General features: G+C 73.7%; 12 protein-coding genes. 6 read left to right on the top strand and 6 right to left on the bottom strand.

Annotated features, from left to right (window positions below; genetic code table 11):
• Nucleotides 1–98 precede the first annotated feature (98 nt).
• The gene (locus ACIG3E_RS25595) at nucleotides 99–1,256 is read left to right on the top strand and encodes an ROK family transcriptional regulator (protein ID WP_399621426.1); all 1,158 of its coding nucleotides are present in this window, start codon (nucleotides 99–101) and stop codon (nucleotides 1,254–1,256) included.
• 89 nt (nucleotides 1,257–1,345) lie between these two features.
• Here the strand turns inward: ACIG3E_RS25595 and ACIG3E_RS25590 are convergent, their stop codons facing one another.
• On the bottom strand, nucleotides 1,346–2,107 hold the full coding sequence (locus ACIG3E_RS25590) for a GntR family transcriptional regulator (RefSeq protein WP_399621423.1): 762 nt from the start codon (nucleotides 2,105–2,107) through the stop codon (nucleotides 1,346–1,348).
• A 289-nt stretch (nucleotides 2,108–2,396) separates the two neighbouring features.
• The gene (locus tag ACIG3E_RS25585; protein WP_399620767.1) at nucleotides 2,397–3,287 is read right to left on the bottom strand and encodes an RNA polymerase sigma-70 factor; all 891 of its coding nucleotides are present in this window, start codon (nucleotides 3,285–3,287) and stop codon (nucleotides 2,397–2,399) included.
• Between the two features lie 170 nt (nucleotides 3,288–3,457).
• Here ACIG3E_RS25585 and ACIG3E_RS25580 point away from each other — a divergent pair, with 170 nt between their 5' ends.
• Entirely contained in the window at nucleotides 3,458–4,297 is an 840-nt protein-coding gene (locus ACIG3E_RS25580; protein WP_399620764.1) for an alpha/beta fold hydrolase, read from the top strand.
• 14 nt (nucleotides 4,298–4,311) lie between these two features.
• Here the strand turns inward: ACIG3E_RS25580 and ACIG3E_RS25575 are convergent, their stop codons facing one another.
• Nucleotides 4,312–4,713, bottom strand: a complete 402-nt coding sequence (locus ACIG3E_RS25575) for a VOC family protein (protein ID WP_399620762.1) — start codon at nucleotides 4,711–4,713, stop codon at nucleotides 4,312–4,314.
• A 297-nt stretch (nucleotides 4,714–5,010) separates the two neighbouring features.
• Here ACIG3E_RS25575 and ACIG3E_RS25570 point away from each other — a divergent pair, with 297 nt between their 5' ends.
• Together ACIG3E_RS25570 and ACIG3E_RS25565 are read left to right on the top strand one after the other, a co-directional pair.
• A complete protein-coding gene (locus ACIG3E_RS25570; protein ID WP_399620759.1) occupies nucleotides 5,011–6,600 on the top strand; it encodes an alkaline phosphatase D family protein in 1,590 nt (529 codons plus the stop codon).
• Between the two features lie 395 nt (nucleotides 6,601–6,995).
• The gene (locus tag ACIG3E_RS25565; RefSeq protein WP_399620756.1) at nucleotides 6,996–8,381 is read left to right on the top strand and encodes a GNAT family N-acetyltransferase; all 1,386 of its coding nucleotides are present in this window, start codon (nucleotides 6,996–6,998) and stop codon (nucleotides 8,379–8,381) included.
• Between the two features lie 69 nt (nucleotides 8,382–8,450).
• On the opposite strand, the gene ACIG3E_RS25560 is transcribed toward ACIG3E_RS25565, so the two are convergent.
• Nucleotides 8,451–9,335, bottom strand: a complete 885-nt coding sequence (locus tag ACIG3E_RS25560; protein WP_399620753.1) for an NAD(P)-dependent oxidoreductase — start codon at nucleotides 9,333–9,335, stop codon at nucleotides 8,451–8,453.
• 135 nt (nucleotides 9,336–9,470) lie between these two features.
• Entirely contained in the window at nucleotides 9,471–10,055 is a 585-nt protein-coding gene (locus ACIG3E_RS25555; RefSeq protein ID WP_399620751.1) for a TetR/AcrR family transcriptional regulator, read from the bottom strand.
• A gap of 133 nt (nucleotides 10,056–10,188) precedes the next feature.
• Here ACIG3E_RS25555 and ACIG3E_RS25550 point away from each other — a divergent pair, with 133 nt between their 5' ends.
• Nucleotides 10,189–11,901 (top strand): DUF885 domain-containing protein, encoded by a 1,713-nt coding sequence (locus ACIG3E_RS25550; RefSeq protein ID WP_399620749.1) that lies wholly within the window; start codon nucleotides 10,189–10,191, stop codon nucleotides 11,899–11,901.
• A gap of 49 nt (nucleotides 11,902–11,950) precedes the next feature.
• Here the strand turns inward: ACIG3E_RS25550 and ACIG3E_RS25545 are convergent, their stop codons facing one another.
• Entirely contained in the window at nucleotides 11,951–12,442 is a 492-nt protein-coding gene (locus ACIG3E_RS25545; protein ID WP_399620747.1) for a rhodanese-like domain-containing protein, read from the bottom strand.
• A 94-nt stretch (nucleotides 12,443–12,536) separates the two neighbouring features.
• On the opposite strand from ACIG3E_RS25545, the gene ACIG3E_RS25540 reads away from it, so the two are divergent.
• Nucleotides 12,537–12,983 carry an Lrp/AsnC family transcriptional regulator gene (locus ACIG3E_RS25540; RefSeq protein WP_399620745.1) on the top strand — a complete coding sequence of 149 codons (447 nt, stop codon included), beginning with the start codon at nucleotides 12,537–12,539 and terminating at the stop codon, nucleotides 12,981–12,983.
• Nucleotides 12,984–12,999 lie beyond the last annotated feature (16 nt).

The following is a 12,999-nucleotide window of genomic DNA, read 5'->3' as shown; positions in this document are numbered from 1 at the left end:
GGGCGGTTCCCAGGGGGCCGGCGCGATCAGCACTCGCACTGGTGGACGGCTTGCGAGTACCATCCGCCCATCATGCGCATGGGATGGAAGGTAGGACGTTGGGGCGGCTGACCGGCGGAGATCCATCTCTGCTACGGCGGATCAACTCCTCGGTGGTGCTGCACGCGCTGCGCGCCGCGGATTTCGCGACACTCACGGAGATCACCCGGGCGACGGGCCTGTCACGGCCCACCGTCGAAGGCGTGGTCGAAGGGCTGATCGAGGCCGGTCTCGTGGTGGAGACGGACGTGGACGACGGTGCCGCGCGGCGCCAGGGACGACCCGCACGGAAGTTCCGCTTCCGTGCGGAGGCGGGGCATCTGCTCGGCCTGGAGATCGGCCCGCACCGGGTGGCCGCCGTCCTGTCGGACCTGCACGGCAAGATCCTCGGCACGGCGGCCAAGGACGTCTCGGAGACGGCGTCGGCGGACGAGCGCCTGGAGCGGCTGCGCGGCGCGGTCGCCGATCTGCTGCGCCGCGCCGGGGTGGCCCGTGGCTCGCTGCGCGCCGTCGGCGTGGGCAGCCCCGGCATCGTGGAGGCGGACGGCTCGGTGCGTCTCAGCACGGCGCTGCCGGGCTGGACGGGGCTGCCGCTCGGCGAGCGGCTGCGCCGCTCCTTCAAGTGCCCGGTCCTGGTCGAGAACGACGCGAACGCGGCGGCCGTGGCCGAGCACTGGAAGGGCGCGGCGACGAAGTCGGACGACGTGGTGTTCGTCCTCGCCGGGCTGAGCCCGGGGGCGGGTTCGCTGATCGGCGGGCGCCTGCACCGCGGCTACGGCGGCGCGGCGGGCGAGATCGGCGCGCTGCACCTGCTTGGCCGTGAGGTGAAGCCGGAGACGCTCCTTTCGACCACGGACGAGCCGCTGCACCCGCTGGACGAGCAGGCCGTGGCGGAGGTGTTCGCGCACGCCCGGGAGGGCGACGAGCGGGCTCTCGCGGCGGTGGACCGCTTCATCCGGCGGCTGGTGCACGACGTGGCGGCGCTGGTCCTGGCGCTCGACCCGGAGCTGGTCGTGGTGGGCGGCTGGGCTGCGGGCCTGGACGGTGTCCTCGACCCGCTCCGCCGCGAGCTGGCCCGCTACTGCCTCCGGCCGCCCCGGGTGGCGCTGTCGATGCTGGGCGAGGCGGCCGTCGCGACGGGTGCGCTGCGGCTTGCGCTCGACCATGTGGAGGACGAGCTGTTCGCCGTGGAGGGCACGGTGGCCGCTCCGCGGTGAGGTGCGGGGTCCTCGCGCTTCGCGCTTGTCCTCGATCGCCGGACGGGCTCATTGCTGCGTCCGTCCGGCGTTCGGCTCTCCAGCAGGCCTCAGGAGGCCTGGCGTTCCGGGCCGTGGTGGATCTCCACCGCGCCCTGGTCGCCGAACGTGAGGCGGCAGGTGTCGGCCCGGTACGTGGCCACGGAGAGCGCGGCCGTGCGGCCGCCCGCGAGGAAGCGGGTGGTGACGACCAGGACCGGGGCGCCGGGCAGCCGGTCCAGGGCCCGGGCGTCGTCCGCGCGGGCCGAGCCGAGCTCGACGGCGCGGTCCTGGCCCTCGATGTCGAGCCGGGCGAGCTCCCGCAGCACGGCACGCGCGCGTGCCGGTCCGGCCGGGGCGTCGATGGCGGTGAGGTCGGGCACCGACGCCGACGGCACGTACAGCAGCTCGGCGGCGACGGGCTGGCCGTGCGAGACGCGGGTGCGGCGGACCGTGTGGACGGGCTCGTCCGGGCCGGTCTCCAGGGCGCGGGCGACGTCGGCGGGCGGCACGGCGGCCTCGCTGTCGGCGGGCTGCCAGTCGTCGCCGGGCGCCCCGGGCCAGCCGCCCCGGTCGGTGCCGACGGCCACGCCCATGCGCGGCGGTGCCACGGTCGTGCCGACGCCGCGGCGGCGCTGGAGCCTGCCTTCCAGCTCCAGCTGCTCCAGGGCCTGGCGCAGGGTCGCGCGGGCGACGCCGAACCGGGCGGCGAGGTCCCGCTCGTTCGGAAGGATCTCGCCGACGGCGAACTCGGAGTCGAGTGCTTCGCTGAGCACGGTCTTGAGGTGCCAGTACTTCGGCTCCGGCACCGTTTCCAGCTGCGTGGTCCCCACCCTGTCCTCCGCAATCGCCGTGCGCAGGCGGCTTTTCAGCGCCTTGTTTATTAAAGGTTCCTGCACTATCTCAGCGACGATAGAGCCGCGCTCATCCTTGGTCAAGACCAATCCTGCTTCCGTTACTGCCCGCACAGAAGTGGTGCCACAGAGCATTCACGCGGTGTTCGCGCAGGGTCGACACCTCACCCCCTGGGGTGACGAAAACCGATACGTCACCCATGCGCGCGTGCGGCAGCGAGCCCCCGCCGGTGGCACGGGCGGGGGCTTGGTCCTGGGCGTCGGGAACCTAGGCGGAGAGACTCACGAGCTTGTCCGGATTCCGTACGATGTACACGCGCTGCACGCGCCCCTCGGCGACATCCAGCTGGAAGACGCTGTCCACCTTGCCGTCCACCAGGAAGACGACGGAGGCGGCGCCGTTGAGCTCCAGGAAGCGGAACTCGACCCGCTCGGCGCCCGGGACGCTCTTCTTCGTCACGCCCAGGAGGAAACGGCCCACCTTGTCGGCCGACTCCAGGGTCCGCAGCGGCCCCCTGACCTTGCCGCCGCTGTCGCCGACCAGGCGCACGTCCGGGGCGAGCAGCGACATCAGCCCGTCCAGGTCGCCCTCCAGGGCCGCGGCGAGGAACCGCTCGGTCAGGTCGCGCCGCTCGGCGGGGTCGACCTCGTAGCGCGGCCTGCCCTCGTCGACGTGCTTGCGGGCGCGCCCGGCGAGCTGGCGCACGGCGGCCTCGGTGCGGTCGAGGGTGACGGCGATCTCGGCGTACGGGAACCCGAAGGCCTCGCGGAGCACGAACACCGCGCGCTCCAGGGGCGAGAGGGACTCCAGGACGACGAGGACGGCGAGCGACACGGAGTCGGCGAGCACGGCCCGCTCGGCGGTGTCGGGGACGGTCGGCCCGAAGTCGGTCACGTAGGGCTCGGGCAGCCAGGGCCCTACGTAGGACTCGCGGCGCGACTGCACGTGGCGGAGCCGGTCGATGGCCAGGCGGGTGGTGACGCGCACCAAGTAGGCGCGCGGTTCGCGCACTTGCTCCTGGTCGGCGTGGGACCAGCGCAGCCAGGCGTCCTGGACGACGTCCTCCGCGTCGGCCACGCGGCCGAGCATGCGGTAGGCGACGCCCAGGAGGACGGGCCGGTGTTCTTCGAAGACGTCGGTCGCGGTGTCGGTAGCCACGTTCCCATCCCAGCTCACCGGCGATGGGCTGTCCACCCGCGGCGGGCGCGGCGGACGAGGATCACAGCCGGGGGCGGCCGGGCGTTCCCGGCCGGTGCCGGACGGCCCCTTGAACTCGGCGCTACTGAAGGGTAATTGTTGCTGACAAGCTGTCTAAGTCAGGAGTGGTCATGGCCGCAGAGGTGGCAGATGTCACGTTCGCCGTCGAGTCGCCTCGCGGGCCGCGCACGGTGACCGTCTCCTACCGGCGCACGGGTGACGGCGCTCCCCTGCTGCTCCTGCACGGCATCGGGCACCACCGCCAGGCCTGGGACCCGGTCGTGGACATCCTGGCGGCCGAGCGCGACGTGATCGCCGTGGACCTGCCGGGCTTCGGCGTGTCACCGCCGCTCCCGGACGGCCTCGCGTACGGCCTGTCGTCGGTGGTGCCCGCGCTCGCGGCGCTGTGCGCGGCCCTGGACGTCGAGCGGCCGCACGTGGCGGGCAACTCGCTGGGCGGCCTGCTCGCCCTGGAGCTCGGCCGCGAGAAGCTCGTACGGTCCGTCACGGCGCTGTCCCCCGCCGGGTTCTGGACCCAGGCCGAGCGGCGGTACGCGTTCGCGACCCTGCTCGCGATGCGACGCGCGGCGTCCGCCCTGCCGGTGCCCGCGATCGAACGCCTCTCCCGCAGCGCCGCGGGCCGCACGGCCCTGACGAGCACCATCTACGCCCGCCCCGCGCGCCGGGCGCCGGAGGCCGCCGTCGCCGAGACCCTGGCGCTGCGGTACGCGACCGGGTTCGAGCAGACCCTGGCCGCGGGGCGCGACGTGGTGTTCCGGGACGACGTGCCGGGCCTTCCGGTGACGATCGCCTGGGGCACCCGCGACCGCCTGCTCCTGCGCCGCCAGGGCGCGCGGGCCAAGCGGACCATCCCCGGGGCCCGGCTCGTCCGGCTGCCCGGCTGCGGGCACGTGCCGATGAACGACGACCCCGCGCGCGTGGCGCGCGTCATCCTCGACACGAGCCGCTGACGCGCGGGCAGGCGTCAGGAGTTGGACCACGCGCGCGTGCAGAGCACCAGGCGGTAGCCGTCGGGGTCCTCGACGGTGACGCCCCACTCGTTCCAGTACGGGTTGGGCGACAGGACGCGCTTGCCGCCGTGGGCTTCGAGGCGCGCGACGAGGTCGTCCGGCACCTCGCCGTCCACGTAGATGACGAGGAGGTCCTCCTCGGTGGGCCGGGAGTCCACAGGCGCCCCGTGGACGAGCTCCAGGTGCCAGGAGGCGTCCGGCCAGCCGACCATGAGCAGCGCGTGCTCGCCGGGACCGCCCTCGTCCTTGCGGTAGACGACGCTCAGGCCGAGCCCCTCGACCCAGAACCGCTCCGCCGCGGCGAGGTCACGGGAGGGGCGGGCGATGCGGATGTGACGGGAACCGTTGACGGGCACGGCGTACTCCTTGCGTCCTGCTGAGGTGCGGCCCGCCCTGTCGCGCGCCGTCCTGGCCACTGTAGGAAGCAGTGGATCTTGTCACCATCGGGCGTCGGTCCCAGTGCTCGGGGCGCGCGGCGTACGCCTTCGGGACTAGGCCCTTCCCGGCGTCCAGGCGTCGGGTGCGGAGGTGCCCGCGCGGCGGTTCCCCTGGGGCCATGGCCAGTTGTTCACTTGGGGTTCGCGTGCGAGCCGTGACACGAAAGTAAACGTGACTTCGCACACCGAACGACCGCCGTCCTTGGAGGCGCCCTCATGTCACACCGTCCGTCGAGCCCGTCCCCGCGCCGCCGCAGCGTGCTGCGCGGCTCGCTCGCCGTGCCCGCGGCGCTGGCCGTGCCCGCCGTGTCCGCGCTGGGCGGCGCCGCCCCGGCCTTCGCCCTCTCCGGGCGCCCCAGCGCCCGGTGGGGCGTGCAGGCCGGGGACGTGGGCGCGCACTCGGGTCTGGTGTGGGTCCGCTCCGACCGCCCGGCCCGCATGATCGTGGAGACCTCCGCCACCGAGTCGTTCCGCAGACCCAAGCGCTGGTACGGGCCGCTGCTCGGCCCCCGCACCGACTTCACGGGAACGACGCGGCTGCGCGAGCTGCCCGCCGGCGAACAGATCCACTACCGCGTGCTCCTGGCCGACCCGGACGACCCCAGGCGCACGAGCAAGCCGGTCACGGGCACGTTCCGCACGGTCTCCCGCTCGCGCAAGGACGACGTGCGCTTCCTGTGGTCGGGCGACATCGCGGGCCAGGGCTGGGGCATCAACCCCGACCTCGGCGGCTGGCGCGTGTACGAGGAGATGCGTCGGCGCGACCCGGACTTCTTCCTGTGCAGCGGCGACAACATCTACGCCGACGGCCCCATCCAGGCGAGCGTCACGCTGCCCGACGGGCGGGTGTGGCGGAACGTCACCACGGAAGAGAAGTCGAAGGTCGCCGAGACCCTCGCGGAGTTCCGCGGCAACTTCCGCTACAACCTGCTCGACGAGCACGTGCGCCGCTTCAACGCCCAGGTGCCCTCCATCGTGCAGTGGGACGATCACGAGGTGCGCAACAACTGGTACCCGGGGCAGATCCTGGAGGACCCGCGCTACACGGAGAAGAACGTGGACGTCCTCGCGGGCCGTTCGCTGCGGGCGTTCAGCGATTACTACCCGATCTCGACGCAGCGCCCCGGCGACAAGGGCGGGCGGGTGTACCGGGTCCTTCGGCACGGCCCGCTCCTGGACGTGTTCGTGCTCGACATGCGCACGTACCGCAACGCGAACTCGCCGAACCGGCAGCCCGACGACGCCACCGGCATCCTCGGCGCCGAGCAGCTCGCCTGGCTCAAGCGGGAGCTGTCGCGCTCGCGCGCGGTGTGGAAGGTGATCGCCTCCGACATGCCCCTTGGCCTGGTCGTCGCGGACGGCGCGACGAACTTCGAGGCCGTCGCGCAGGGCGACCCGGGCGCGCCGCTGGGCCGTGAGCTGCAGATCGCCGAGCTGCTGCGGCACATCAAGCACCGCAGGATCACCGGCACGGTGTGGCTGACGGCCGACGTGCACTACACCTCGGCGCAGCACTACGACCCGTCGCGCGCGGCGTTCAAGGACTTCGCGCCGTTCTGGGAGTTCGTGTCGGGCCCGCTGGCCGCGGGCGGCTTCCCGGCGGTGAAGCTCGACGGAACCTTCGGCCCGGACCAGACGTTCGTCAAAGCACCGGACCGGCCCAACACCTCGCCGGTGGAGACGCCTCCGTACTACGGGGAGGTGGACATCGACGGCGGCAGCGGCGAGTTGACGGTGCGGCTGCGGCAGCAGGGCGGAGGCGTGCTCTTCACCAAGGTGCTGCAGCCGGGGCGCGTGGGCCAGTGAGCCTCCGGCGGGCGCGTCCGCCGGCGAGCGCTCGCGGGTGCTTCCGTTGGCGCATACCGATGGGGGCTTCCGCCGGTGAAGTGCTGGACGGCACGTCCACCGGTGCGCCACGGTGGACGCGGTGCCGCTGACGGCCCGCGGTCGGTGACGACGCGCGGGCCGACGGCGGCCGCGGAACCGTCGCGGGCCCAGGGGCCCGGGACGGTCGCACGGGTCGGACGGACCGAGAGGTCAGTGACGATCAATGGGCCGGTGACGGCCGACGGGGGAGATCGATGGACCATCACGGTGAACTAAAAGGAATGAAAGCGACAGATCCGCACTTAACCCATCAGACACAAGGCGTTCGTGATCACGCAACACCCTTGGGCCACAGTGACCGTATGACTGCTGACATGCCTGAGGTGACACGGAGCAAGGACGGTCGGCCGGTGCACCACTGGCGCCGGGACGTCGTCGAACTGGCCGCGCTGTTCACGGCCGTGGCCGTCGCGGACGCCGTGGCGAATCTCGTGGGGCACGGCCCGGACGGGCCCGAGCTGCTGCTCGTCTCGGCCGTCGTCCTGGTCGCCACGGCCGGGTTCCACACCTGGTGGGCGCGGCGCCATACCCACGCACCGCCCGGCACGGGCCATCCCGATACCGGCGCCCGGCCCTCCGCCGTGGAGGACCGGGCCACCGGCCCGGCACCGGCCCCGGACGGATCGACGCTGTGGCGCATGCGGACGACCGTGCGCGACGAGCCGGGTTCGCTCGCCGCGCTGTGCACGGCGCTCGCGCACGCACGCGTGGACATCCTCAGCCTGCAGACGCACCCCCTGGCCGACGGCACGGTCGACGAGTTCCTGCTGCGCGCGCCCGCGGCGCTCCCCGCGGCGGACCTCACCCGGGCGATCGCCGGGGCGGGCGGATCGAGCACCTGGATCGAGCGGGCGGACGCGCACGACCTGGTGGACGCGCCCACGCGCATCCTGAACCTCGCCACGCGCACGGCCCTGGACGCCGCGGAACTGCCGCTCGCGCTGCGCCAGTTGCTGGGGCGCTGCACGATCCGCCTGCTGCCTGCCCGGAGCGGGCAGGACGGCGAAGCGGTGCCGGTGGAAGGCACCTGGGAGGGCACGCTCCTGCGCCTGCGGGCCCCCGAAGGCGGAGTGATCACGGTCGAGCGTCCGCAGCTGCCGTTCACGCCCACGGAGTTCGCCCGCGCGCGGGCCCTGGTGGAGCTGGACGCCAGGCTCGGCCCCCGCGTGCCGCGCGGCGAGGACGTCCTCACCCTCGCCGAGGGCAACGACATCACGGTCAGCCGCGCCGACACCGCCGACCTGGACGCCGCGAAGGCCATGCACGGACGCTGCTCCCCGCGCACCCTGGGCATGCGCTACCACGGCCCGGTGGGGGACGCCGACCGCTATCTCAACCACCTGTTGAGCCCGCGCTTCGGCCGCACCCTGGCCGCGCGCACGGCCTCCGGCCGGGTCGTCGGCCTCGGCCATCTGCTGTGGGACGGCGACGAGACGGAGATCGCCCTGCTCGTCGAGGACGCGTGGCAGCGCCGCGGCATCGGCCGTGAACTGCTCGCCCGCCTCGTCGCGATGGCCGTGGAAGCGGGCTGCGACACCGTGTACGCGGTGACGCAGTCGTCCAACACCGGCATGGTCGCGGCGATGCGCGGCCTCGCCCTGCCCCTCGACTTCCAGATCGAGGAGGGCACGCTGGTCATCACCGCCCGCCTGGACGCGACACCGGTGCGCTCGCACCTTCCGTACGACAGCCACCAGTAGTCCCACGCGATACCGGCGACCCCGCCGGGGCCCGGGCGTCCCGGGCCCCGGCGGGGTGACCGCGCGGGGCTAGGCCGCGGCGTCCGGGGCGAGGTGGGAGGCGGCCATGTCCTTGTCGCCGTGCCCGGCCTCGGCCGCCCGCTCGAACCGCCGCAGGCCGGCTGCCGTCACGTCCACCGGTACGCCCGCGGACCGCGCGGCCTCGACCACCAGGCGCGCGTCCTTGGCCGCGTTGGCCACGGAGAAGCTGGGCGCGTGGTCGCCCGCGAGCATGGCGGCCGCCTTGGCCCGGAAGAACGGGCTGTCCAGGGGCCCGCCCGCGATCACGTCCACGACGAGGGCGGGATCGACGCCGAGGCCCTCGGCCAGGGCCAGGCTCTCCGCCGCGCCATGGGTGAGCGCGAACACGAAGCCGTTCAGGGCCAGTTTGAGGCGGCTCGCGGCGCCGTGCTCCTCGGAGACCCACACCGTGCGGCTGCCGATGGCGTCGAAGACCGGCTCCGCCCGCTCCCGCCCGGCCCGCGGGCCGGCGGCCAGGACGACGAGCTGCCCGTTCTCCGCGGGCTGCTTCGTGCCCTGCACCGGCGCGTCGTACAGGACGAGCCCGTGGCGCTCGGCGAAGCCCGCCAGGTCGGTGGCGGCGGCCACGCCCACGGTGCTGAGCTGGACCCAGACCGTGCCCGGCGCGAGGCCCGGCGCCGCGGCCTCCATGACCTCGCGCACCGCGGGCCCGTCCTTGAGCACGGTCACCACGACGTCGGCGCCCGCCACGGCCGCGGCCGGGTCGGCGTGCGCCTCCACGCCGTCGAGCGCGGCGAGTTCGGCGGCCTTGGCCGGTGTGCGGTTCCACACGCTCACCGCGAACGCGCCGCGCAGGTTGCGCGCCACGGGCGCGCCGATGGTGCCGGTGCCGAGCACGGCGACCTTCTGCTGTGCCATGAGGTTCCTTGTCATGAGATTCCTTTCGAGCGAATTTTCTTGACCGAACGTTCCATTATTTGGGCATGCGAAAGGGCGCCAAGGGCCCTTGGGGAGCGCTCGCCGCGCGCGGCGAGGCCCGCCCCCCTCCCGCGGGTCCCGGCCGCCCCGTCAGTCCAGGAGCGCCAGCGCCTGCTCCGCCGCGTCGCGCACCCGCTCCCGCCCGCCGGAGACCTTCCCGACCACGCGGATGCCCTGGAGCAGTACGAGCAGCATGCGGGCGAGGGCACGCGGATCACGGTCGTCCGGGAGCTCGCCCTGCGCCTGGGCGCGCAGGAGCGCGGAGCGCAGCAGCGTCTCCAGGCCCTCCCAGTTCCGCTCGACCCTGCGGTCCGCCGCCTCGTCGTGCGGGGCCAGCTCCGCGGCCGTGTTGGTGATGAAACAGCCGGTGCGGCGGCGGCCGTCGGCCGTGGCCTCGGCGGCGAAGCGGCGCACGAGGCTCCGCACGCCGGGCAGCGCGGGCCCGGGGCGCGACAGCTCGTCGAGCAGCTCGGGCTCCCGCGCCTCCGCGTACCGGTCCAGGGCCTTCAGATACAGCTCGTGCTTGTTGCCGAAGGTCGCGTAGATGCTGGCGCGGCCGATGCCGAGATGCGTAACGAGGTCCGCCATGGACGTCGCCTCGTACCCCCGGCTCCAGAACAGGTCGAGCGCCGACCGGAGCGCCACGTCGGGGTCGAATTCCTTGGTTCTGGCCATGGCGCAGAAGCTAGCCGCAACTGGAACGGTCAGTCAAACACTCGTGAGGCGCGGCGGTCACCGCGGCGGGAGCGGCCGCACCGGCCGGGATACGCGCGTGACGTGCGCCCCGGTCCCGTATCAGGATGTCCGCATGTCAGACACGAAGATCGCAAGCACCACGGCGGGCCAGGGCCCGCTGCCCCGCGAGATCGCCGACGCCTACGTCGACGCCCTGGTCGCCCTCGACCCCGTCACCGGCACCTACCTCGGCGTCAAGGAGAGCCACAGCAAGCTGCCCGACCTCTCCCCCGCGGGCCACGCGGCCCGGGCCGAGCTCCTGCGCACCACCCTCGCGCGGCTCGACGAGGCCGAGGCGCGCCCCGGGGCCGACACCGCGATCGAGCGGCGCTGCGGGCGGCTGCTGCGGGAGCGCCTGACGGCGGAGCTGGCCGTGCACGAGGCCGACGAGCCCCTGCGGGCCGTCGGCAACCTGGGCACCCCGCCGCACGAGGTGCGGGAGATCTTCACGGTGACTCCGGCCGAGACCGAGGAGGACTGGGCGGCGATCGCCGAGCGGCTGCGCGCCGTGCCCGCCGCGTACGAGGGCTACCGCGCCTCGCTGGCGCTCGGCCTCGAACGGGGTCTGCCGGGCGCGCCGCGACCGACGGCGACGTTCGTCGGGCAGCTCACGGAGTGGGTGGGGCCGCAGGACGGGCGCGGCTGGTTCGAGGACTTCGCCGCGGCCGGGCCCGCGTCCCTGCGGGGCGAGCTCGACGCGGCGGCGAAGGCGGCGACGGGCGCGGTCGCGGCCCTGCGCGACTGGATGCGGGACGTGTACGCGCCCGCCATCGCCGGGGCCCCCGACACCGTGGGCCGCGAGCGCTACGCGCGCCTGTCCCGCTTCTTCAACGGTACGGACCTGGACCTGGACGAGGCGTACGCCTACGGCTGGGCGGAGTACCACCGGCTGCTCGGCGAGATGCGGGCGGAGGCCGAGAAGATCCTGCCCGGCGCGGCCACGCCGTGGGTGGCGCTCGCGCACCTGGACGAGCACGGCACGCACATCGAGGGCGTGGACGAGGTCAGGCAGTGGCTCCAGGGCCTGATGGACGAGGCCATCGAGGCGCTGGACGGCACCCACTTCGACCTGGCCGAGCGGGTGCGGAAGGTGGAGTCCCGCATCGCCCCGCCCGGCGGTGCCGCGGCCCCCTACTACACGCCTCCGTCGGAGGATTTCTCCCGGCCCGGCCGGACCTGGCTGCCGACGATGGGCCTGTCCCGCTTCCCCGTGTACGACCTGGTGTCGACCTGGTACCACGAGGGCGTGCCGGGGCACCATCTGCAGCTCGCGCAGTGGGTGCACGTCGCCGACGACCTGTCCCGCTACCAGGCGACCGTCGGCATCGTCAGCGCCAACGCCGAGGGCTGGGCGCTGTACGCCGAGCGCCTCATGGACGAACTGGGCTTCCTCACCGACCCGGAGCGGCGGCTCGGCTATCTGGACGCGCAGATGATGCGTGCCCTGCGCGTGATCGTCGACATCGGCATGCACCTGGAGCTGGAGATCCCGGCGGACTCCGGCTTCCACCCGGGCGAGCGGTGGACCCCCGACCTGGCGCAGGAGTTCTACGACGCGCGCTCCAGCCGCCCGTCGGACTACGTGGAGAGCGAGATGACCCGCTACTTGACGATCCCGGGCCAGGCCATCGGCTACAAGCTCGGCGAGCGCGCCTGGCTGCTCGGCCGGGAGAACGCGCGTCGCCGCCACGGGGACGCCTTCGACGCGAAGGCCTGGCACATGGCGGCGCTCTCCCAGGGCTCGCTGGGGCTCGACGACCTGGTGGACGAGCTGTCGGCGCTCTGACCTGCGGCTGCCGGGCCCCCGGCGCCGTACGCCCCTCTCGACGGCGGCTTCAGCAGCCGCAGTCGCCGTCGAGGGGGGCCGTCAGGGGGTCCGGCTCGCGCCGGTCCCGGCCCTCCCAGGTCTCGTACGCGAAGCCCTCGCGGGCCCAGTACTCGAAGCCGCCGAGCATCTCCTTGACCTGGAAGCCGAGTTCGGCGAGGGCGAGGGCGGCGCGCGTCGCGCCGTTGCAGCCGGGGCCCCAGCAGTAGGTGACGACGGGCACCGACTTGTCAAGGAGGGCCTCCGCCTGCTCGGGGATGAGGGCGGTGGGGAGGTGGACGGCGCCCGGGACGTGGCCCTGGTCCCAGGACTCGGTGGAGCGGGAGTCGAGGACGACGAAGCCGGGGTCGCCGTCGGCGGCGAGCGCGGCGGCGACGTCCGAGACGTCGGCGTGGAAGGCGAGGCTGGCGCCGAAGTAGGCGGCGGCCGCGGCGGGAGCGGCCGGAGGCACACGGAGGACGGGGTTCGGGGCGGTGGCGCTCACGGCGGCGATCGTGTTCATGGCCAAAAATCTACGGGCCGCGCGGTCGGCGCTGAACCCGTGATTCCCGGCGTACCTCTTGATCGGCCGGGGTTTTCCCTGTTTCCTCTCGGGCATGACCGGTTATTCCACGGACGCCACCGACTGGCGCATCCTCGACGTCCTCCAGCGGGACGGGCGCGCCAGCTACGCGGAGCTCGCGCGGGCCGTCTCGATGTCCCCGAGCGCCGTCACCGAGCGGGTGCGGCGCCTGGAGGAGGCGGGCGTGATCCAGGGGTACGCGGCCGTGGTCGACCCGGAGCGGCTCGGCCTGCCGATCCTCGCGTTCGTACGGCTGCGCTACCCGAACGGCCACTACAAGCCGTTCCACGACCTGGTCGACGCGACGCCCGAGATCCTGGAGGCGCACCACGTCACCGGGGACGACTGCTTCGTCATCAAGGTCGCCGCGCGCTCGATGCGGCACCTGGAGGAGGTCTCCGGCAAGATAGGCGCGCTCGGCGCCGTGACGACGAGCATCGTCTACTCCTCCCCCCTGCCGAGGCGCCCGCTGGGGCGCTGACCCCGCCCGGCCCGGG

Origin of the sequence: Streptomyces sp. NPDC053474, from assembly GCF_044544845.1 — a bacterium.
In the GTDB taxonomy this organism is placed as follows: domain Bacteria; phylum Actinomycetota; class Actinomycetes; order Streptomycetales; family Streptomycetaceae; genus Streptomyces.
This window is presented reverse-complemented; position numbering and strand designations above follow the sequence as displayed.

Bases quoted from the DNA above. Each gene is read 5' to 3' on its own strand.
- ACIG3E_RS25550 (WP_399620749.1), top strand. From the start codon at position 10,189: ATGTCAGACACGAAGATCGCAAGCACCACGGCGGGCCAGGGCCCGCTG.
- ACIG3E_RS25565 (WP_399620756.1), top strand. From the start codon at position 6,996: ATGCCTGAGGTGACACGGAGCAAGGACGGTCGGCCGGTGCACCACTGG.
- ACIG3E_RS25560 (WP_399620753.1), bottom strand. From the start codon at position 9,335: ATGACAAGGAACCTCATGGCACAGCAGAAGGTCGCCGTGCTCGGCACC.
- ACIG3E_RS25555 (WP_399620751.1), bottom strand. From the start codon at position 10,055: ATGGCCAGAACCAAGGAATTCGACCCCGACGTGGCGCTCCGGTCGGCG.
- ACIG3E_RS25545 (WP_399620747.1), bottom strand. From the start codon at position 12,442: ATGAACACGATCGCCGCCGTGAGCGCCACCGCCCCGAACCCCGTCCTC.
- ACIG3E_RS25580 (WP_399620764.1), top strand. From the start codon at position 3,458: ATGGCCGCAGAGGTGGCAGATGTCACGTTCGCCGTCGAGTCGCCTCGC.
- ACIG3E_RS25540 (WP_399620745.1), top strand. From the start codon at position 12,537: ATGACCGGTTATTCCACGGACGCCACCGACTGGCGCATCCTCGACGTC.
- ACIG3E_RS25570 (WP_399620759.1), top strand. From the start codon at position 5,011: ATGTCACACCGTCCGTCGAGCCCGTCCCCGCGCCGCCGCAGCGTGCTG.